Here is a 17,978-nt window from a genome sequence, read left to right on the forward strand (position 1 = left end):
GCGCGGGCTCTCGGGGAGTGCGCTTCGGTTACGCGCTGACGACGGCCTTGTCGTCCAGGCGCTCGCCCGACTCGGTGTCGAAGGCGTGCACGTGGCCCGACTTCGGCGTCACCACGATGGTGTCACCGATCGACGGGTGCGAACGGCCGTCCACGCGGGCGACGATGTCGACGCGCGTGCCCTTGACGTCGGCGTGACCGTAGAGGTAGCCGTCGGCGCCGAGTTCCTCGACCACGTCGACCGTGACCGGCAGGCCCTCGCCCGACTGCGCCACGACGACGTCCTCGGGGCGGATGCCCACGGTGATCTGGGCGGAACGCGCGTTGGAGAGCGTGTCGCGGTCGATCGCGTGGTTGAGCGTGCCGAACTTGATGCCGCCCTCGACGACGTCAGCCGGCAGCAGGTTCATCGCCGGCGAGCCGATGAAGCCCGCGACGAAGACGTTGTTCGGCTTCTCGTACAGGTCGCGCGGCGTGCCGACCTGCTGCAGGATGCCGTCCTTGAGCACCGCGATGCGGTCACCCATGGTCAGTGCCTCGGTCTGGTCGTGCGTGACGTAGACCGTGGTGACGCCGAGACGGCGCTGGAGCGACGCGATCTGCGTACGGGTCTGGACGCGGAGCTTGGCGTCGAGGTTCGACAGCGGCTCGTCCATGAGGAACACCTGCGGCTGACGGACGATCGCACGGCCCATCGCGACGCGCTGACGCTGACCACCGGAGAGCGCCTTCGGCTTGCGGCCGAGGTAGTCCTCGAGGTCGAGGAGCTTCGCGGCTTCCTGCACGCGGGTGGCGCGCTCGTCCTTGCCGACACCGGCGATCTTGAGCGCGAAGCCCATGTTCTCGGCGACGGTCATGTGCGGGTACAGCGCGTAGTTCTGGAACACCATCGCGATGTCGCGGTCCTTCGGCGGGACGTCCGTGACGTCGCGGTCGCCGATGCGGATCTGACCGGAGTTGACCTCTTCGAGGCCGGCCAGCATGCGGAGCGAGGTGGACTTGCCACAACCCGAGGGGCCGACGAGGACGAGGAACTCGCCGTCGGCGACGTCCAGGTCGAGGGAGTCGACCGCGGGACGGTTGCCTCCGGGGTAGAGACGGGTTGCCTTGTCATAGGTGACGGACGCCATGAGCGTTCGGTCCTTTCTTCACCGGCAGGTACGTGCCGGACGATCCGAGTGAAGCGGTCAGCCCGCGAGGGCCCCGGATGGTCGTCGTCGACCATCGAGGTTCATACAACACGAGTTCTCGCGGGTGCGCCAGTGTTTTCCCCCTGGCCGGTCGGTTCCCAGAGCGTGGTTGGGTGGTTCCCAGAGCGGCCCACTACAATCGCCGGGTCCGTCCGCCGAGCGGGGGTAGGTCGTGCGGACGCCGATCAGGAGGACGACGCACCGATGACCAACCGCCCCGAGGGTGACGCCCGCGCCGCGCGGAACGAGCGCCGCGAAGCCGCCCGACAGCGAGCGCAGCGCCACAGGACACAGCAGAAGCGCCGCCAGCGCGGAACCCGGCTCGGACTCCAGATCGGACTCGGTGTCGTCCTGCTCGCAGCGGCCGCCGTCGTCACGCTCGTCCTGGTCGACTCCGTGAAGCCAGCAGGCCCCGGGCCCTCGACCATGTCGCAGGGCGGCATCACCCTCGGCGAGGGGCTCAAGCCCGTGACCGCGTCGAGCAGTGCGTCGCCGAGCGCCTCGGCGACCACTGGTGCGGGCACGGTGCGCATCACGCTGTACGTCGACTACCTCTGCCCGACCTGCGGCGAGTTCGAACAGGCCAACGGCGACTACATCGAGAGCCTCGTCGACTCCGGCGCCGCCACCGTCGACATCCACCCGCTCGCGGTCCTGTCGAACCGGTCGCAGGGCACCAAGTACTCACTGCGCGCCGCGAACGCCGCGGCCTGCGTCGCCGAGCACTCGCCGGACCAGTTCTACGCGGTCAACAAGGCGCTCTACGCCGAGCAGCCGGAAGAAGGCACACCCGGGCTCACCGACGCGCAGCTCACCAAGGTCGTCACCGGGGTCTCCGGCCTGCAGGACCGCCGGGCCGTCACGAGCTGCATCGCCGACCAGGACTACAGCAAGTGGGTCGACGAGCAGACGACCGCGGTGTCCGGCGGCGACATCCCCGGGTCGACCCTGAGCGACTTCCCCGGCACGCCGCTGGTGCTCGTCAACGGGCAGCAGTACGAGCTCACGTCGCCGATCACGAACGACGACTTCCGCACCTTCGTGGTCACCGCGGCCGGTGCCACCGAGGCGACGCCCACCCCGACCCCCACGCCGAGCGCGACGCCGTCCCGCACGCGGAGCGCGACACCGACGCCCACGCCGACGAAGGGCTGATCGCTACAGCGACGAACCAGGGACGCTGAACGTGTCGCAGCTCGTCGCGCCCTGCTGGTAGCCGCGGACGAACCACTTCTGGCGCTGCTCACTCGAGCCGTGCGTGAAGGAGTCCGGGTCGACCCGGCCGCTCGAGCGCTCCTGGATGCTGTCGTCGCCCACGGCGCTCGCGGCGGACAGGGCATCGGCGATCTCGGACCGGCTGATCGGCTCGAAGAAGGTCTCGCCGTTCGCGTCCTCGGTGTTCGCCGCGTCGCCGACCCAGGCGCCGGCGTAGCAGTCGGCTTGCAGCTCGACGCGGACACTGCCGGACGACGCCCCGGTGCCCGAACGGTCCGTGCTCGCGAAGGCACCCTGCAGCTGCTGGATGTGGTGGCCCCACTCGTGCGCGACGACGTACATCTGCGCGAGCGGCCCGCCCGACGACCCGTACTTCGACTGCAGGTCGTCGTAGAACGCGGTGTCGAGGTAGATCGCGCGGTCCGGCGGGCAGTAGAAGGGCCCGGTGGCGGCGGACGCCTGACCGCACGACGTGTCGGTCGAGCCGTCGAACAGGAAGAAGTCCGGCGCCGTGTACGAGATGCCGAGCTTCCGGGCCTCGGCCGTCCAGTAGCCGTCGAGTGACTCGGCTGCCCCTTCCATCCGGCACTCGACCTTGAGGTTGGCGTCACGCCCGGTGCGGCACTCCGGGGCGGCGTCGACCGGCTGGTCCTGTTGCTGGATCTGCGTCGTGCCACTGCCGCCGCCGACGAACCCGCTGAGGTCGAAGCCCGTGAACTGCGCGATCAGGAAGACGACGATCGCCGTGACGCCGACGGCGCCGCCGCCGACCGCGGCCGTCCGACCCCGGCGCTTCACCCTGCCGCCCTTGAGCTGCGAATCGTCGTTGAACGTCATGCTCCCGAATGTACGGCCCACGGGACTCGCACGCCGCACGCATGCCCCGCGCGTACCGTCTGGGACGTCGGCGACCCCGACACGTGTCGTACAACCGGAAGGAACCGCAACCATGGCCACTCCCATCAGCACCGTGATGAGCCCCGCCCGCTACGTGCAGGGCAAGGACGCGATCACCCGCGTCGGCGAGTTCGTCGCCCCCATCGGCCAGCGCCCCCTGATCGTCGCCGACGACGTCGTGTGGGGCATCGTCGAGGCCGCGGTGATGACGAGCTTCCAGGCGGCCGACCTGCGGGTCGAGCGGGTCGGCTTCGGTCGCTTCGCGACGCCGAAGGCGGTCGACGACCTCGTCGAGCAGATCCGGTCGACCGACGCGGACGTCATCGTCGGGCTCGGCGGCGGTTCAGCGATCGACGCGGCCAAGGCCTCCGGACACCTGGCCGGCATCCGCTGGGCGAGTGTCCCGACGGCGGCGAGCACCGACGCCCCGACCTCGGCGCTCGCGGTGATCTACTCCGAGGAAGGGGAGTTCATCGAGTACCGGTTCTTCCCGCACAACCCCGACCTCGTCCTCATCGACACGAAGCTCGTCGCGAACGCTCCCGTCCAGTTCCTGGTCGCGGGCATCGGCGACGCCCTGGCCACCTGGGTCGAGGCCCGTGCCGCCAAGCGTGCGAACGCCGACACCATGGCCGGCGGGCTGCAGACCGAGACCGGCGTCGCGCTCGCCGAGCTGTCCTGGAAGCTGCTGCACGAGAACGCCCTGCAGGCCATCGAGGCCGTGAAGGCTGGGGTCGTCACGCCCGCGCTCGAGAAGGTCGTCGAGGCGAACACCCTGCTGTCGGGCCTCGGGTTCGAGTCCGGCGGACTGGCGGCAGCGCACGCGATCCACAACGGACTGACCGCCGCTCCGCAGGCGCACGGTCTGGCGCACGGGCAGAAGGTCAACATCGGCACGATCGCGCAGCTCGTGCTCGAGGGTGCACCGGCCGAGGAGATCGAGGACTTCGTCGTCTTCACCACGAAGGTCGGCCTGCCGAACACCCTGACCGAGATCGGCCTGACCGTGGACGACACGACGGAACTCCGCGCCGTGGCCGAGGCCGCGACCGTCGAGGGCGAGACCATCCACAACATGCCGTTCCCGGTCACGCCGGAGCTCGTGGTGGACGCGCTCATCGCCGTCGAGGGCATCGCGCGGAGCATCCGCGCCGAGCACGGACTGCCGGAGCCGGTCCTGTACCAGCACCACTGATCGGATCGGGGTCAGGTGCGGACCAGCGGCTCCATCGTCGCCAGGTCCGCACCGATCCCGACGTCCACCAGCTCGATCCGTCCCGCGAGGGTGGCGGCCGGCCCCGTCAGCAACCCGGCCTTCACCCCGCCGAACGTGACCGTGACGTCGGCGTGCAGGACGTGGTCGTCCGCGATCCCGCCGGTGTCGACGTCGATGCCGCTCGGCACGTCGACGGCGACGACGAACGGTGCGCGCTGGTCGCGGGCGAGTTCACGGATGGCGTCGACGACCTCGCGGGCGGGGGAGCGGAGGGCCGCAGGCCCCTGCACCCCGATCCCGAGGATCGCGTCGAGCACCAGGTCGGCGTCGAGTGCCGCGTCCGTCACCACCGCCTCGGGGCCGGCCGGGTCGTCCAGGGGGCGCGCCCCGGCGTCCAGCGCCGCTGCCAGGCCCGCCTCGTGCACGCGTGAGCCGACGCGCAGGACCGCCACGTGCCTCCCGGCCGCCGCCAGCCGCGCACCCGCGAACAGGGCGTCACCACCGTTGTCGCCGCTGCCCACCAGCAGCAGGACGGACCCCGGTCCGTCGCCGGGCCGGACGGCCGGATCGTCGAGCAGGTCGCCGACGATGCGGGCCAGCCCGTCGGCCGCTCGTTGCATGAGGGGCTCACCCGCATCGAGGTGCGGCCGCTCTGCCGCCCGGATCTGGTCACCGCCGTAGCCGTCCATGGCGACCACAGTGCCCCGGTACCCTGGAGGGGACATGTCACTCGTCCCCGAAGCGCCCCGTCCCCGCATCGTGATGTCGCCCGACGGCCTCCGGCTCGCGACCTACGACTTCGGCGATCCCGACGCCCCCGCGGTCGTCGCGGTGCACGGGTTCGCCTCCGGTGCGGTGCTGAACTGGCACGCCTCCGGTTGGACCCGTGACCTCGTCCGCGCCGGGTACCGCGTGCTGGCGTTCGACCAGCGCGGGCACGGCGCGAGCGCGAAGCCGCGCGACCCCGGTGCGTACTCGATGGACCTGCTCGTGGCGGACGTCACCACCGTGATCGACACGTACCTGCTCGACGAGGTGGCGTTCCTCGGGTACTCGCTCGGTGCACGCGTCGGGTGGCACACCGCCGAGCGGCTGCCGGACCGCATCACCCGCGCGGTGTTCGGCGGGATCCCCGACGCCGACCCGATGCGCCGCGTGCGGGTCGACCAGGCGAAGGCGTACCTGGCGGACGGCACACCGATCGAGGACCGCGTGACCAACGGCTACCTGACCATGGCGGGGAACGTCGAGGGGAACGACCTCGCGGCGCTCGTGGCGATGGTCGAGGGGATGCGGAACAGCATCGAGCCGACGCCGGACAACGCCCCCGCGCAGCCGATCCTGATGGCGGCCGGCAGCGAGGACGGCATCCGCGACAGCGCCGTGCGGTTGGCGCAGGCGGCCCCGGACGCGTCGTTCTTCGAGATCCCGGGGCGCAACCACTTCAACGCACCGACGTCGCGTGCGTTCCGCGAGGCGGCGCTGGCGTTCCTGCGTTCCTGACCGCGGCGCGTTGTCCGCCCCGCGCTGAGGGGTACTCGTAGGTCCTCGTTGTCCCGGGACACCGCGCGTACCGTCCCGGCCATGGACTACAGACTCCTCGGCAACAGCGGGACATCGGTGTCGACGCTGACCCTCGGCACCATGACGTTCGGCAGCGAAGCCGACGAACCCACCTCCCACACCATCATCGACACGTTCGTCGCGGCCGGCGGCACCCTGATCGACACGGCCGACGTCTACTCGGGCAACGAGTCCGAGCGGATCATCGGTCGCTGGCTCGCGGCACACCCCACCGAGGCGCAGCAGGTCGTCCTCGCCACCAAGGGCCGCTTCCCGCAGGGTGACGGCCCGAACGACGTCGGCCTGTCGCGCCGGCACCTCCGGGTCGCGCTCGACGCCTCGCTCGAGCGCCTCGGCGTCGACCACATCGACCTGTACCAGATGCACGCCTGGGACGCCCTGACGCCGATCGAGGAGACGCTCCGGTTCCTCGACGACGCGGTCTCCGCCGGCAAGATCGGCTCGTACGGCTTCTCGAACTACCTCGGCTACCAGATCACGAAGGCCGTGTACGAGGCGAAGGCGCACGGTTGGGCCCCGCCGGTCACCCTGCAGCCGCAGTACAACTTGCTCGTCCGCGACATCGAGCACGAGATCGTCCCCGCCAGCCTCGACGCCGGGATCGGCCTGCTGCCCTGGTCGCCCCTGGCCGGCGGCTGGCTGTCCGGCAAGTACCAGCGCGACGAAGCGCCCACCGGCTCCACCCGCCTCGGCGAGAACCCGGCACGCGGCATGGAGGCCTGGGAAGCGCGGAACGGTGACGAGCGCACCTGGGCCGTCCTCGACGCGGTGTCCGCCGTCGCCGACGCGCACGGCGCCTCGCGGTCGCAGGTCGCCCTCGCCTGGCTGCTCGCCCGGCCGGCGGTGACGAGCGTGATCCTCGGCGCCCGGACCGTGTCCCAGCTCGAGGACAACCTCGGTGCGGCCGACCTCGTGCTGACCGACGCGGAGCTCACGCAGCTCACCGACGCCAGCGCGCCGCGCATCGACGACTACCCGTACGGCACCGCGGGCGTCGCACAGCGGGGGCGCAAGATCACCGGCGGGCGCTGAAGACCCGTGCACGTTCGTGCGGATTCGCGCTGATGTGGGGTCCGGGTGTGGACGCACGGTTCGGTGAGGTGTCATCCTCTTCGCACGACCGGCTGGTTACCGCGTCCAGCGCCCGGAACACTCCCTGATCCGTGTTCCACACGCGCCGATGCCCCGGGTGAGTGATCACCCGGGGCATCGCTTCGTGCTCGGCAGTGCGTCGCGATCCCTGCCGCGCATCGTGTACGGCAGTATTCCAGAGTGCTGCTCTGTTTCGTCGACGAATCGTTCAAACCGGACCTCTACGGGTTCGGCGCCGTGATGGCGGATGCCTCGCAGACCCGTTGGCTCACGCAACGCATGCACGAGATCGTCGCCGCGCTCCAGGAGTACGGCGTCGAGCCGCAGACGGAGCTCCACGCCCATCCGATCTTCCACGGAAAGGGAGCATGGAGCGGGGTGCCTCCGCGCGTGCGTGTGAAGGTGTTCCTCGACGTCGTCGAAGCCGTGGTTGCCTCCGGCGCGACGGTGTTGCTCCGCGGCGCTCGACCGGAGCAACTCCGCCGTTACCAGGACACGCGTGGGTTCCGCGATCGGCACACTCCGGAGCAGGTTGCGTTCCAGCACCTGCTGCATCGAGTGGACAGGAGGGCCGGCGACCTGGAGATGCACGCCCTGGTCATCGCGGACGAACGGTCGGATCGGGACCGTCATCGTGAGCGCTTCGCGGTGTACCAGGCCTACGGGACCCCGGGAACGTACATGCAAACCCGGCTTGAACGGCTTCTCGACACGGTGCACTTCGCGCCGAGCCACTACTCGAGGATGCTGCAGGTCGCTGATCTCGTCGCGTTCGTCTGGGTGCGGTCCCAGACCGTCGACGAACGGGATCATCGTCAGGCGCGGGTCCTCTCCGCACTCGTCTCGGACATCGAGAGCTGCGCCTACAGCGCGGGGGTCTGGCCCTGACGAGTGCGGAGTGGGAGAAGCCCCGGACGCACGACAGCCCCGCTCGCGGCGGGGCTGAAGGCGGTGCGGGCGGCGAAGAGGTCGCGGCCTGCGAATCCAGTATATGGGGCCGGCAGCGGGACTTGAACCCGCAACCCCCGTATTACAAGTACGGTGAAAATACTCCAAATGGAGTTGCATGTGCTCCGATCGGAGGTGTAGGTTCTCAGATGTGCACAGATGACGTACCGTGTGCACAGCACAACGGCTACACGATTGGCACCACAACATGCAGCGCAGCAGGAGAAGACGTCTCCACTGACGACGAAGGGCCGGCCCGCGGCAACGGACCAGCCCTGAATCCCACCCGTGACAGGACCACGAGAGGAACAGGACCACGCTATGCGTGACCACCGACACGACATCAGAAGATCAGCTGGGGACAACGGCGTCCCCGCCAACGGCAACGACACCAGAAGAATGTAGGGAGACGCGATGGCGAACCGGAAGGGCATGGGCGGCCTGTACAAGGACGCTCGCGGCTACTGGACGGGATCCGTCGAACTCCCATCACGAGACGGCAAGCGCCGCCGCAAGATCGTCCGGAGCCGTGACCGTTCCGAGGTGATCCGCCGCCTCGACGACCTGAAGCGAGAGCTCCGCGACAACGGCGACATCGACACCCGCGACATCACCGTGAAGCAGTGGTTCACCTACTGGCTCGACAACATCGTCGACCGTGAGCTCCGCCCGAAGACCGCCGAGCGGTACCGCAACATCACCGAGCACTGGGTCATCCCCATCATCGGGGGGAAGAAGCTCAAGCAGCTCACCTCCGCCGGCATCCGGTCGGTCACTGACGCGATGGTGCGAGAGGGAGGCTCGCCGACCACGGCGCTCACGGCGCACCGCATCATCTCGACCGCGCTCGAGTGGGCGCTTCGCGAGGGCCGCATGACCAAGAACCCGGCGAAGCTCATGGCCGCACCCAGGAAGGCTGCGTCAGCGCTCGACGCCCTCGACCTGCAGGAGGCCCTTGACCTGTACACGCACGTCCGGGACGCCGGCGGTCCCGGCTTCGCCCTGTGGGCGACCACGCTCCTCACCGGCGCTCGCCGCGGTGAGGTCATCGGCCTCGAGGCTGATCGGGTCGCCGACGAACTCGACATCTCCTGGCAGATGCAGCGACTCACGTGGCGGCACGGCTGCAAGACGACGTGTGGGTACAAGCGCGGCGCGGAGTGTCCCGCACGGAAGCTCGTCCTGCCGAACGACTACGAGTACCGACACGTGACCGGCGGCCTGTTCCTGACACGGCCGAAGTCCAAGAGTGGCTGGCGGATCATCCCGCTCGTCGACCCACTCGCCTCGGTGCTCCACGAGCACCTCGAGGCTCACCCACCAGGCCCCAACGGATTCGTGTTCACCCGTGACGGGAAGCCGATCGATCCGTCAGACCACTCCCGTTCCTGGCGAGCGCTCCTCGCGGAGACCGGCATCGAGAAGAACGTCCGACTGCACGACATCCGGCACACCACGATCGACCTCCTCACGATCGCCGGTGTCCCCGACGACGTCATCGTGCAGATCGCCGGCCACGCCTCCCGGATGCAGACGAACGCCTACAAGCGGCGCAACGACATCCCCCGCATGCGCCTCGGCATGGCCGCGATGGGTGACCTGTTCAACCAGCCAGACCGTGCACGTTCAGGAACACTCGAGCGAGGCGCGTAGACACGTCGAGCTCGCGCGCAAGACGCGCGCAGTCCGGGGCCCACTTCATCACCTCGCGGCACTCGTCCAGGTCGATCAGGTTGCTCGCCGCGACCCGGTCCGCCTGGACTTCGTGCTTCGGCCTGGCGTCCTCGTGACCGAGCATCGCGTGAGCGATGCCGTGCGCGAGGGCGGACCGGTCATGCACCCGACGTAGCCCGGAGCGCACCACGATCGTGTTGCGCTCCGGTAGCCACAGCTCGTGTGCGGTGCGGATGGGCGCGTGCACCACGGTCAGCCCCAACTGCTCGGCGTGCTCGTATGGGTCGTACATCATCCCCCAGGACGGTGGTTAGTCGAACTGCTCGTCGGTGTCCATCTCAGGGTCGATGGTCGCCGCCTTCTTCTGCTCCGCTTCGATCTCGTCGACCGTCATGTCCTCGACTCGCCGAAGCGGTGTCACATTCTGACCACTGACCCCCGACACAACGGCGTCCATGCCGCCCATTCGCCGGACCGCGCGCTCCGAGAGATCCGAAGGCGTCACGCCGAGAGCGCCGGCGAGCTGGGTGAGCTGACCGAAGCTGATGTCGCGCTCGCCGGGGAGGATCCGGTTGAGCGTGCCGTAGGGGACGCCGGAGCGCAACGCGAGCTCGCGCACGGTGATGCCGACGGCCGCGCGCTCGGCGCGAATCTCGGCCGCGAGTGCCTGGTTCGCCGCTGTCTTCTGGTCGTTGTCTGCCACGGGTGGAGAGTCTACGACTCCAAATGGCATCAAATCACGCACATTGTGCAACTATGGTGTTGCGGTACTCCGTTTGGAGTAGTAGGTTCGCCGTATGGAGAACAGAGCAGCGGCCATCACCGTCACGAAGCGCGTCACCGACGCACTCGTGCGGTCGGGCAACACGCTCGACACTCTCGCACAGGCCACCGGCACTTCCGGCTCGGACCTGCGTGCACGCCTCGACAAGACGTCGGAGCTCACGTGGGCCGAGCTGGTCGCAGCCGGTGGCCTTTCGCGTACCCACCCGTCCCGATTCTTGGAGGCAGTCGCATGAGCGACACGATCACCCCGACGGATCGGATCGAGGCCGAGATCAAGGAGGGCAAGCTCCTCTACTCGACCGCGTCCCTGGCACGGGCCGTTGAACGGTCCAACCAGTTCATCCGCAACGACATCCGCGACGGCCACCTCAGGGCGGCCAAAGGCGGCAAGGGCGAGCGAGCCTCGTTCCTGATCGAGATCGCGGAGGCAGAGCGCTACGCCAAGTGGCTCGCCTCCGGCAGACCCGAGGACTAACCCTCCCGGTCACACACCGCCCATCTGGGGCGGTATTCGTCGCGCCCGAAAAACGGCCCCGAGGGGCACGCTCCCGCCGCGCCTGCACGTTCAGAACTAAACAGAGGGCTCACCCAGCCACGGAGCGATCGCGTCCCCAGCACGGATGCGTGGAGCGGTACGTGGCCAGGGCAGTCGAAAAACCGATGCACGTGCCGTCCGGCCTTGGAACACAGGCACCCCGCGCAACAGGGGAGACGACGACGTGACCGCCGTCAGGCCGCGAATTACGCGGTGCAACGGCAGGTCTGACAGGTCCGGCCACGCGCAGCCGGAGCGACCGGGGTTCGACGTCCCCGGCAGACCACGACAGCGACGGAGTTGACCCGAACCTCCACCCTCGCTGCTTCCTGTTCACCGACGCGGAGGAGCCCGCATGGACGACTTCATCCTCACGAACCACGCGCAGCAGCGAGCGAGAGACATGGCCCTCGACGACAAGTTCATCGAAGAGCTGCTCACCCACCCGCACGTGAAGCACGTCAACAAGTCACCGACGCACGGGGACGCCTGGCGGTACTGCCGCGACGACGTCGCAGCGATCGTCTCGCTCGACGACCCAGTAGTCATCACGTTCCTCCCGGCCACCGAAAAGCGGTGGGTCGCCGAGGACGCCACCCATCCACTCCCAGACCGGCGCTTCGACGCCGAGCGCTGGCACAACGACTAGGAGCCGACATGCCCGCAGCCCGCAGACACGACATCGACACCAGCCACGAAGCAGCCCGCAGCGTCTACAAGCCCAGCGACGTGCAGCACCGCATCGCCGCGGTCCTGCAGGGAGCCGCGTACGCCGGCGACCGAGACGGCCTCACCGACGAGGAGATGATCCGCCGGTACAAGGCCCGCGCCGCGGCGGTGGGCGACCCCATTCCCACCGACGCATCCCTTCGCTCCCGTCGCGCCGAGCTCGTCGTCGCCGGCAAGGTCCGCCGCAGCCTCGTCAACGGCAAGACCGCCACCGGCCGTGCCGCCGCGAAGTGGGTGATGACCTCATGACCGACGACGACCGCCTCACGAACCTCGCCCTCGCTGGCTTCCTCGCCGTCTGCGCGATCGCGCTCGGCCTGGCTGCGGTCCTCGTCGTCGCTGGTGGGGGTGCGCTGTGATCGGCCCGAAGGCCAAGGAGGGCCTGCTTGCGTTCGCGTTCTTCGCTGCGGTCATCGCCGCGATGTTCCTGCCTTCGGCGCTGTGAGCGACGAGAACAAGGCCGCCGGCGACCTCGCGCCGCGGTCGTGGCGGAACTTCCACCGCAGCCGCCGAGCCCACGAGATGCGCCAGGACCTCGCAGCCGAGAACGACTACCCCGAACCCACCGACTGGTGGCTGACAGACGACGAACGCGGGGACGAGCAGTGAGCCGCACCCGCGGCCGTGAACGCCGCCGCATCCTCGAGCAGATCGCCCAGGCACCGCAGACCTTCGTCGAAGAGGTCACCCCGGCCCGCCTACTGCAGACCACCGACGTCGGCCTCGTCGTCGCGTTCCGCACCGCCGGCCACCGACTCTCGCGCTCGCCGGAGCACCGCACCCTCGGGACGCTCATCGGCGTCCGACCACCCGCCCCCACCTCGCCGAACCGCATGCAGCTCGTCGTCCAGCAGGGCGTCGACCAGGCGGCGTTCACCGTGAACATCGGCGAGCCCATCACCGTCCGGAGACCCGCATGACGAAGAGACACGGCAGCGCCGCAGTCGGCTTCGGGATCGAGCTCTACAAGCAGATCCGAGCCGAGTTCGAGGAGTACCGCCTGTCCGCCTACGAAGCAGCCTCCGAGACATGCCGCGGTCGGCTCCTCAACGACCGAGGTCGCCGCGCGGGCATCGACGCTTGGGACCTGTTCATCGGCAACGAAGCCCGCGCCCGGGCGTACGCGTCCGAGGAGCTGATCGAGCACTGGGCCGCGCACCCCCGGGTGACGGTCGCGGCGTACGAGCGCCAGGTCCTCGATCGCCACCTCTACGAAGCAGGAGCCGCCGCATGATCTGCACCACTGCACTCCTCGACGGCGGCCCGTCCGACGGCGAGAGAGTCCACATCGCCGCGGCAACGGAGCTCCACGCCCCGGAGGTCATCGTCCCCCACGAGGGGCAGCAGCACCGGTACGTCGCCGCGGTCGGCCCCATCGCCGACCGCTGGCGGCAGACCGGCGTCGCCCTCTACAGCTGGAAGCGGGCGCTGTGACTGGGTCACTCAGCGTTGTGCTCGAGTCCGAGCTTGTCCTCGACGAGGTAGAGGCGGGCTTCGAGGTTCATGACGATCGACAGGATCGCCGAGTTGACGGGCAGCCAACGGTCGTCGCCTTCCAGCCCATCGGCTTCCACGAGGATCTGTTTCACCTGGTTGGCGACGGACAGCTCCTGCGGGATCTCGAGTGCGCTGATCTGCAACTGCTGGTGGGGGACGAGACCGCGCAACCTCTCGAGGTCGACCTCAATCAGTCGGGCCTGCTTTTCGTCTCCGTAGTCGGTGGCGATCATCAAGTCGTGCTCGCGCTTCTCGATCTCGTCTTCGAGACTCGCGGTACCTGCTCGGAGCCGTGCGACTGTCTCTTCGTTGAGCGGGGTGTACCCGTTTCCGTCGGTCATGCCGGAACCCTACAGGCGGGTCTGGCGTGATCGGCCCGAAGACGGCGAAGCCGACCGCGGCCGAGGAGAAGCAGGCGTACGCGCTCGCCGCGGGTCGCGACGACCTCACCTGTCAGCGCTGCCTCGGCTGGTGCGGAGCCCCGCAGCAGGACCACCGGCAGAACCGACAGCCCGGCAACACCGTGCCGTCGAACCTGCAGACCCTCGGCCTCATCTGCCACCAGTGGAAGACCGAGCACCCCGCCGACGCCCTCGCCGACGGCTGGGCGGTGCCCCGCTGGGCAGACCCGAGCCGTTGGCCCGCCCGCCGCTGGTTCCGCACCGTTCACGGCACCGTCCGCAAGGGCTGGTGCCTCTACACCAACGCCGGCGACGTCCTCGAGATCACCGAGGAGGAAGCCCGCCAACGCATGGAAGGAGCCGCCTGATGGACGTCGGCTACACCTACGCCGCGAAGGGCACGCTCGAGCGGCTTTCGCTGTTCGCCCCACCCCAGTTCGAGCCGCCCCTGTCGGTCACGGTCACGCGCGACGGCGCGCCCGTCGTGTTTGTTCGGCTGTCCGACGTCGAACTCACCTGCGGTGCTGTTCACGGCGTCACGGGCCGGTGCTCGTCGGCCGAATGCCACCGGAGAGTGCTGGGCGAGTGCCAGTGCGGCCGGCACCGTGGCCTTCTCGATCGCGACCCCAACGACATGCGACCCCGCATCGAGATCCGTGTCGAGGGAGGGGCGGCCTGATGCCGAAGGACAAGCGGCTGTGGATGACCTTCCCCATCGACTTCTGGCAGCACCCGAAGATCGCGCCGCTCTCGGACCTCGCGTTCCGCACGTTCGTGGAGATGAACGGCTACTCCCGGATGCAGGACCTCGACGGCCGCATCCCAGCCACCATCGCTCGGCGCATGTGGAAGACGAAGGCGCTCAGCGAACTCACCAGAAACGATCACTCAAAGCCATCTGTGAGCTTGGTGGACGACGTCTACGTGATCTGGAACTACGCCGAGCACCAGGAGACGCGAGCGGACCGGGAAGCCCGAGAGGCCCGGAATCGCGCCAATGGCGCGAAGGGTGGACGCCCACCCAAGAACCGGACCGAAACCCAGTCGGTTACCGAGTCGGTTACCGACTCGGGTGCCCAGACCGAACCGACCGAAAACCAGAGTCAGAGTCAGAGTCAGAGACAGAACCTGACTGACAGAACCTACCTACCTGAATCAAGTCACGTAGGTGACCGTGCGAGCCCGAGGACTGACTTGTCCGAAGAGGTCATCAGCGAAGCGAAGCGGGCCGGGGTCGACGACCTCCCCGCGGTGCTGGGGCTCCTCGAGCCGATCGTCGGGGAGCTGAACCCCCGCCACGGCATCGAGCTCGCACAGATCATCCTCCGCCGAGCGCGCACCCCGGTGCTGCAGCCCACGGCGTACATCGCCCGCGCCTGCGAGAAGCGAGACGAGATCCGGCGCATCGCCATCGACGTCCTCGACCTCCCGGGAGTCGCGTAGGCACCGACCACTGACATCCGAGGAACACCATGACCACCATCGACATCGGGCCCGCGTGCCCGCCCGACCACAAGCACGCCGCGGCCGGCACCTGCTACAACCAGCACGGTTGCCGGTGCCGCGACTGCACGACGACGCGAGCAACCACCCAGCGCGCCCGCCGCCGCGAGAAGGCGTACGGCCGCTACCAGCCGCTCCACCTCCCCGCCCGCGGCGCGCAACGCCGCCTGCAGGCACTCATCCGGCAGGGCTGGTCACAGAAGAAGCTCGCGAGAGAGCTGGGTATCCCGGCGTCACGGGTATACCAGCTCCTCGTCGAGGAGCGCATCACCCGGGCCTGGCACGACCGCATCGATCAGCTCTTCGGGCGTCTCTGGGACAAGGTGCCGGCGCACACGGAGCACCGCGACCTGATCGCCTACAACCGGACGATCCGGTACGCCGCCTCCCGCGGCTGGGCACGCCCCCTCGAGTGGGACGACATCGACAACGACGACGCCCCCGTCCGCCGGGACCGCACCCGATCCGGCATCGACGAGACCGCCGTCGAGCTCGCCGTCGCCGGCACCCGCGTCCACCTCACGATCTCCGAGCGCCGCGAAGCCGTCCGCATCCTCCACGGGTACGGCCTCACCGACCCCGACATGGCGAAGCGCCTCGAGCTCTCGGACCGGACGATCCTCCGCATCCGCCTCCACGAGCTGCACCTGCCCGCCAACGACAGCCCCCACAACTCCCAACCCGCGGCACCCGCCGCAGCCTGAACCCGACCGCGGCACCCGCCGCAGAACAGGACTCCACGATGGAGCAGATCACGAAGCGGCTCATGAACTGGGCCAGCATCCTCGAGCCGAACACCCGCGATCAGGCCGAGCGCCTGTCGCGGATGCCGTTCGTCCACCCGCACGTCGCGCTGATGCCGGACGCGCACCTCGGGAAGGGTGCGACCGTCGGTTCCGTCATCCCGACCGTCGGCGCGATCATCCCCGCCGCCGTTGGGGTCGACATCGGCTGCGGCATGATCGCCGTCCGGACGCAGCACACGGAGGACGACTTCCGCCGGCTGCTCGGCGGCGACCTCAGCTACCTCCGTCGCAGCATCGAGGCGCGGATCCCGCTCTCGGCCGGGAAGTACAACCGGGAGATCGAGGAGTCGGCGAAGCGACGCATCTCGGAGCTCGAAGACCTCGCAGAGGACGCCGGCTTCAACCCTGCGACCTACGCGCCGAACTGGCGGCTGCAGCTCGGCACCCTCGGCTCGGGGAACCACTTCATCGAGGTCAGCGTCGACGAGGAGGACCGGGTCTGGCTGTTCCTGCACTCCGGTTCTCGGGGCGTCGGCAACAAGATCGCCCAGCACCACATCCGGGTCGCGCAGGAGATCGCGACCGCGTACTTCATCCCGCTCGACGACCCCGACCTCGCGTACCTCGTCGAGGGCACCCCGGAGTTCGACCGGTACATCGCCGAGCTGCGGTGGGCGCAGCACTTCGCGCTCCTCAACCGCGAGGAGATGATGCACCGCGTCATCGCCCAGGTCGAGCTGCTCACTGGTATCGCCGTCGAGATGTCCGAGCGGGTGAACTGCCACCACAACTACACGTCCCGCGAGCGGCACTTCGGACAGGACGTGTGGCTGTCCCGGAAGGGCGCGATCGACGCCTCCCTCGGGACGCCCGGCCTGATCCCCGGATCGATGGGCGACCTGTCCTACGTCGTCGTCGGCCGCGGCAACCGCCTCGCCCTTCACAGCAGCCCCCACGGTGCCGGCCGGAACTACTCCCGCTCCGCCGCCCGCCGCACCTTCACCCACGACCAGCTCCGCGAAGCGATGGCCGGCATCGAGTACCGCGACACCGACGCATTCCTCGACGAGATCCCCGCCGCGTACAAGCCCATCGACGTCGTCATGGCCGACGCCGAAGACCTCGTCGAGATCACCCACACCCTCCACCAGATCGTCAACGTCAAGGGCGACTGACCACCCACCAGCACACCACGGCGAGCGCCGACCCCACCCCAGGGGCCGGCGCTCGCCGCATCCCGACCCGGAAGGTCTCACATGTCCCAGAACACCCGCACGTCGTCGTCCGGCGGCATCGGCTTCGCCGGTCTCCTGACGATCGTCTTCATCGTCCTCAAGCTCGTCGGCGTGATCGCCTGGTCCTGGTGGTGGGTGCTCGCCCCACTGTGGATCGGCTTCGCGCTCTGGCTCGTCCTCGTCGCCGTGCTCGTCCTCACCGCACTGGCGGCGAAGCGGTGACCGTCGACACCACCGAGCTCCGCACCCGCGCACGCAACCTCGCGGACATGGACCTGCCCGGCACCTCCGCAGCCCTCACCGCAGCCGCCGACGAGATCGACACCTTACGCACAGCGCTCGCCGCGGTCCCGCACGCCGAGCTGTGCCGGCTGCTCATGACCCGCGACGACGAGCCCTGCAGCTGCGAGAAGAGCGCGATCGCCACGGTGAACCCGCTGGTGATCGCGGACGCGACCAGCGTCACGTACCTCGCCGCTCGACGGCTCGACGTGCAAGGCCCCGTGGGGCGTCTCGTCGGGGTCCTGGGCATCACCGGCGTCCACGTCGAGCAGCACGAAGACGGACGCAGGATCCAGGTCGTCTTCGAGCAGGGGGAGGCAACCACGTGATCGCCCTGCAGCTCACCCTCACCGCCGTCGGCTGCCTCATCGCGGCCGGCGGCGTCCGCTTCGCCCAGATCTGGTTCGACGACGCCGCGCACGCCGCGTTCCGGAACCGCTGGCACTGAC

28 protein-coding genes are annotated in these 17,978 nt (G+C 69.1%); 22 read left to right on the top strand and 6 right to left on the bottom strand.

The annotated features are described in order from the left end of the window. Positions 1–28 precede the first annotated feature (28 nt). Positions 29–1,129, bottom strand: a complete 1,101-nt coding sequence (gene ugpC, locus EDF51_RS13000) for a sn-glycerol-3-phosphate ABC transporter ATP-binding protein UgpC (RefSeq protein WP_123293301.1) — start codon at positions 1,127–1,129, stop codon at positions 29–31. 264 nt (positions 1,130–1,393) lie between these two features. Here ugpC and EDF51_RS13005 point away from each other — a divergent pair, with 264 nt between their 5' ends. Beyond that, positions 1,394–2,344, top strand: coding sequence for a thioredoxin domain-containing protein (locus EDF51_RS13005; RefSeq protein WP_134195170.1), 951 nt, complete (start codon positions 1,394–1,396; stop codon positions 2,342–2,344). Between the two features lie 3 nt (positions 2,345–2,347). Here EDF51_RS13005 and EDF51_RS13010 read toward each other — a convergent pair whose 3' ends face one another. Then, positions 2,348–3,241: a neutral zinc metallopeptidase gene (locus EDF51_RS13010; protein ID WP_123293303.1), complete on the bottom strand. Its 894-nt coding sequence runs from the start codon at positions 3,239–3,241 to the stop codon at positions 2,348–2,350. A 112-nt stretch (positions 3,242–3,353) separates the two neighbouring features. Here EDF51_RS13010 and EDF51_RS13015 point away from each other — a divergent pair, with 112 nt between their 5' ends. Beyond that, positions 3,354–4,496 carry a glycerol dehydrogenase gene (locus tag EDF51_RS13015; protein ID WP_134195172.1) on the top strand — a complete coding sequence of 381 codons (1,143 nt, stop codon included), beginning with the start codon at positions 3,354–3,356 and terminating at the stop codon, positions 4,494–4,496. An 11-nt stretch (positions 4,497–4,507) separates the two neighbouring features. Here EDF51_RS13015 and EDF51_RS13020 read toward each other — a convergent pair whose 3' ends face one another. Continuing rightward, on the bottom strand, positions 4,508–5,242 hold the full coding sequence (locus EDF51_RS13020) for an NAD(P)H-hydrate epimerase (RefSeq protein WP_243837127.1): 735 nt from the start codon (positions 5,240–5,242) through the stop codon (positions 4,508–4,510). Between EDF51_RS13020 and EDF51_RS13025 the strand changes: the two genes are divergently transcribed. From EDF51_RS13025 to EDF51_RS13040, 4 genes are all read left to right on the top strand, one after another. After that, positions 5,241–6,020, top strand: a complete 780-nt coding sequence (locus EDF51_RS13025) for an alpha/beta hydrolase (RefSeq protein WP_134195176.1) — start codon at positions 5,241–5,243, stop codon at positions 6,018–6,020. The two genes, EDF51_RS13020 and EDF51_RS13025, sit on opposite strands and share 2 nt — an antisense overlap. An 81-nt stretch (positions 6,021–6,101) precedes the next feature. After that, entirely contained in the window at positions 6,102–7,133 is a 1,032-nt protein-coding gene (locus EDF51_RS13030; RefSeq protein WP_123936853.1) for an aldo/keto reductase, read from the top strand. A 240-nt stretch (positions 7,134–7,373) separates the two neighbouring features. After that, on the top strand, positions 7,374–8,081 hold the full coding sequence (locus EDF51_RS13035) for a DUF3800 domain-containing protein (protein ID WP_166673545.1): 708 nt from the start codon (positions 7,374–7,376) through the stop codon (positions 8,079–8,081). 474 nt (positions 8,082–8,555) lie between these two features. Then, positions 8,556–9,794, top strand: coding sequence for a tyrosine-type recombinase/integrase (locus EDF51_RS13040; RefSeq protein WP_134195180.1), 1,239 nt, complete (start codon positions 8,556–8,558; stop codon positions 9,792–9,794). Here the strand turns inward: EDF51_RS13040 and EDF51_RS13045 are convergent. Together EDF51_RS13045 and EDF51_RS13050 are read right to left on the bottom strand one after the other, a co-directional pair. Further along, complete coding sequence (locus tag EDF51_RS13045) at positions 9,745–10,077, bottom strand: ImmA/IrrE family metallo-endopeptidase (protein ID WP_166673546.1); 333 nt, start codon at positions 10,075–10,077, stop codon at positions 9,745–9,747. The genes EDF51_RS13040 and EDF51_RS13045 overlap by 50 nt on opposite strands. Positions 10,078–10,125: 48 nt before the next feature. Next, the gene (locus EDF51_RS13050; RefSeq protein ID WP_166673547.1) at positions 10,126–10,518 is read right to left on the bottom strand and encodes a helix-turn-helix transcriptional regulator; all 393 of its coding nucleotides are present in this window, start codon (positions 10,516–10,518) and stop codon (positions 10,126–10,128) included. A 94-nt stretch (positions 10,519–10,612) separates the two neighbouring features. Here EDF51_RS13050 and EDF51_RS13055 point away from each other — a divergent pair, with 94 nt between their 5' ends. The 8 genes from EDF51_RS13055 (at position 10,613) to EDF51_RS13085 (ending at position 13,299) form a co-directional block, all read left to right on the top strand. Then, positions 10,613–10,834 carry a hypothetical protein gene (locus EDF51_RS13055; protein WP_134195185.1) on the top strand — a complete coding sequence of 74 codons (222 nt, stop codon included), beginning with the start codon at positions 10,613–10,615 and terminating at the stop codon, positions 10,832–10,834. Beyond that, entirely contained in the window at positions 10,831–11,076 is a 246-nt protein-coding gene (locus tag EDF51_RS13060) for a hypothetical protein (protein WP_134195187.1), read from the top strand. The genes EDF51_RS13055 and EDF51_RS13060 overlap by 4 nt, the downstream gene beginning before the upstream one ends. A gap of 415 nt (positions 11,077–11,491) precedes the next feature. Next, on the top strand, positions 11,492–11,785 hold the full coding sequence (locus EDF51_RS13065) for a hypothetical protein (RefSeq protein WP_134195189.1): 294 nt from the start codon (positions 11,492–11,494) through the stop codon (positions 11,783–11,785). Between the two features lie 8 nt (positions 11,786–11,793). After that, positions 11,794–12,114, top strand: a complete 321-nt coding sequence (locus tag EDF51_RS13070; RefSeq protein WP_134195190.1) for a hypothetical protein — start codon at positions 11,794–11,796, stop codon at positions 12,112–12,114. Between the two features lie 192 nt (positions 12,115–12,306). Continuing rightward, positions 12,307–12,474, top strand: a complete 168-nt coding sequence (locus EDF51_RS19920) for a hypothetical protein (protein ID WP_166673548.1) — start codon at positions 12,307–12,309, stop codon at positions 12,472–12,474. After that, the gene (locus tag EDF51_RS13075; protein WP_134195192.1) at positions 12,471–12,785 is read left to right on the top strand and encodes a hypothetical protein; all 315 of its coding nucleotides are present in this window, start codon (positions 12,471–12,473) and stop codon (positions 12,783–12,785) included. Before EDF51_RS19920 ends, EDF51_RS13075 begins: the two co-directional genes overlap by 4 nt. Continuing rightward, positions 12,782–13,099 carry a hypothetical protein gene (locus EDF51_RS13080; protein WP_134195194.1) on the top strand — a complete coding sequence of 106 codons (318 nt, stop codon included), beginning with the start codon at positions 12,782–12,784 and terminating at the stop codon, positions 13,097–13,099. The genes EDF51_RS13075 and EDF51_RS13080 overlap by 4 nt, the downstream gene beginning before the upstream one ends. After that, positions 13,096–13,299 carry a hypothetical protein gene (locus EDF51_RS13085; protein ID WP_134195199.1) on the top strand — a complete coding sequence of 68 codons (204 nt, stop codon included), beginning with the start codon at positions 13,096–13,098 and terminating at the stop codon, positions 13,297–13,299. Before EDF51_RS13080 ends, EDF51_RS13085 begins: the two co-directional genes overlap by 4 nt. A 5-nt stretch (positions 13,300–13,304) precedes the next feature. Here EDF51_RS13085 and EDF51_RS13090 read toward each other — a convergent pair whose 3' ends face one another. Then, a complete protein-coding gene (locus EDF51_RS13090; protein ID WP_134195201.1) occupies positions 13,305–13,703 on the bottom strand; it encodes a hypothetical protein in 399 nt (132 codons plus the stop codon). 26 nt (positions 13,704–13,729) lie between these two features. On the opposite strand from EDF51_RS13090, the gene EDF51_RS13095 reads away from it, so the two are divergent. The 8 genes from EDF51_RS13095 (at position 13,730) to EDF51_RS20440 (ending at position 17,977) form a co-directional block, all read left to right on the top strand. Beyond that, entirely contained in the window at positions 13,730–14,131 is a 402-nt protein-coding gene (locus tag EDF51_RS13095) for a hypothetical protein (RefSeq protein ID WP_134195203.1), read from the top strand. Further along, positions 14,131–14,442, top strand: coding sequence for a hypothetical protein (locus tag EDF51_RS13100; protein WP_134195205.1), 312 nt, complete (start codon positions 14,131–14,133; stop codon positions 14,440–14,442). Before EDF51_RS13095 ends, EDF51_RS13100 begins: the two co-directional genes overlap by 1 nt. Continuing rightward, on the top strand, positions 14,442–15,206 hold the full coding sequence (locus tag EDF51_RS13105) for a hypothetical protein (RefSeq protein WP_134195207.1): 765 nt from the start codon (positions 14,442–14,444) through the stop codon (positions 15,204–15,206). The genes EDF51_RS13100 and EDF51_RS13105 overlap by 1 nt, the downstream gene beginning before the upstream one ends. 29 nt (positions 15,207–15,235) lie before the next feature. Continuing rightward, entirely contained in the window at positions 15,236–15,970 is a 735-nt protein-coding gene (locus EDF51_RS13110) for a hypothetical protein (RefSeq protein ID WP_134195209.1), read from the top strand. 38 nt (positions 15,971–16,008) lie between these two features. Beyond that, a complete protein-coding gene (locus tag EDF51_RS13115) occupies positions 16,009–17,187 on the top strand; it encodes an RtcB family protein (protein ID WP_134195210.1) in 1,179 nt (392 codons plus the stop codon). An 81-nt stretch (positions 17,188–17,268) separates the two neighbouring features. Continuing rightward, positions 17,269–17,469: a hypothetical protein gene (locus EDF51_RS13120; RefSeq protein ID WP_134195212.1), complete on the top strand. Its 201-nt coding sequence runs from the start codon at positions 17,269–17,271 to the stop codon at positions 17,467–17,469. Further along, positions 17,466–17,858, top strand: coding sequence for a hypothetical protein (locus EDF51_RS13125; RefSeq protein WP_134195214.1), 393 nt, complete (start codon positions 17,466–17,468; stop codon positions 17,856–17,858). The genes EDF51_RS13120 and EDF51_RS13125 overlap by 4 nt, the downstream gene beginning before the upstream one ends. Then, complete coding sequence (locus EDF51_RS20440) at positions 17,855–17,977, top strand: hypothetical protein (RefSeq protein ID WP_279586154.1); 123 nt, start codon at positions 17,855–17,857, stop codon at positions 17,975–17,977. Before EDF51_RS13125 ends, EDF51_RS20440 begins: the two co-directional genes overlap by 4 nt. Position 17,978 lies beyond the last annotated feature (1 nt).

Source organism: Curtobacterium sp. PhB25, assembly GCF_004365375.1.
GTDB lineage: Bacteria > Actinomycetota > Actinomycetes > Actinomycetales > Microbacteriaceae > Curtobacterium.

Coding starts and splice junctions, on each gene's coding strand:
- ugpC (WP_123293301.1), bottom strand. CDS start 1,129: ATGGCGTCCGTCACCTATGACAAGGCAACCCGTCTCTACCCCGGAGGC.
- EDF51_RS13005 (WP_134195170.1), top strand. CDS start 1,394: ATGACCAACCGCCCCGAGGGTGACGCCCGCGCCGCGCGGAACGAGCGC.
- EDF51_RS13010 (WP_123293303.1), bottom strand. CDS start 3,241: ATGACGTTCAACGACGATTCGCAGCTCAAGGGCGGCAGGGTGAAGCGC.
- EDF51_RS13015 (WP_134195172.1), top strand. CDS start 3,354: ATGGCCACTCCCATCAGCACCGTGATGAGCCCCGCCCGCTACGTGCAG.
- EDF51_RS13025 (WP_134195176.1), top strand. CDS start 5,241: ATGTCACTCGTCCCCGAAGCGCCCCGTCCCCGCATCGTGATGTCGCCC.
- EDF51_RS13020 (WP_243837127.1), bottom strand. CDS start 5,242: ATGTCCCCTCCAGGGTACCGGGGCACTGTGGTCGCCATGGACGGCTAC.
- EDF51_RS13030 (WP_123936853.1), top strand. CDS start 6,102: ATGGACTACAGACTCCTCGGCAACAGCGGGACATCGGTGTCGACGCTG.
- EDF51_RS13040 (WP_134195180.1), top strand. CDS start 8,556: ATGGCGAACCGGAAGGGCATGGGCGGCCTGTACAAGGACGCTCGCGGC.
- EDF51_RS13055 (WP_134195185.1), top strand. CDS start 10,613: ATGGAGAACAGAGCAGCGGCCATCACCGTCACGAAGCGCGTCACCGAC.
- EDF51_RS13060 (WP_134195187.1), top strand. CDS start 10,831: ATGAGCGACACGATCACCCCGACGGATCGGATCGAGGCCGAGATCAAG.
- EDF51_RS13065 (WP_134195189.1), top strand. CDS start 11,492: ATGGACGACTTCATCCTCACGAACCACGCGCAGCAGCGAGCGAGAGAC.
- EDF51_RS13070 (WP_134195190.1), top strand. CDS start 11,794: ATGCCCGCAGCCCGCAGACACGACATCGACACCAGCCACGAAGCAGCC.
- EDF51_RS13080 (WP_134195194.1), top strand. CDS start 12,782: ATGACGAAGAGACACGGCAGCGCCGCAGTCGGCTTCGGGATCGAGCTC.
- EDF51_RS13085 (WP_134195199.1), top strand. CDS start 13,096: ATGATCTGCACCACTGCACTCCTCGACGGCGGCCCGTCCGACGGCGAG.
- EDF51_RS13090 (WP_134195201.1), bottom strand. CDS start 13,703: ATGACCGACGGAAACGGGTACACCCCGCTCAACGAAGAGACAGTCGCA.
- EDF51_RS13100 (WP_134195205.1), top strand. CDS start 14,131: ATGGACGTCGGCTACACCTACGCCGCGAAGGGCACGCTCGAGCGGCTT.
- EDF51_RS13105 (WP_134195207.1), top strand. CDS start 14,442: ATGCCGAAGGACAAGCGGCTGTGGATGACCTTCCCCATCGACTTCTGG.
- EDF51_RS13110 (WP_134195209.1), top strand. CDS start 15,236: ATGACCACCATCGACATCGGGCCCGCGTGCCCGCCCGACCACAAGCAC.
- EDF51_RS13115 (WP_134195210.1), top strand. CDS start 16,009: ATGGAGCAGATCACGAAGCGGCTCATGAACTGGGCCAGCATCCTCGAG.
- EDF51_RS13120 (WP_134195212.1), top strand. CDS start 17,269: ATGTCCCAGAACACCCGCACGTCGTCGTCCGGCGGCATCGGCTTCGCC.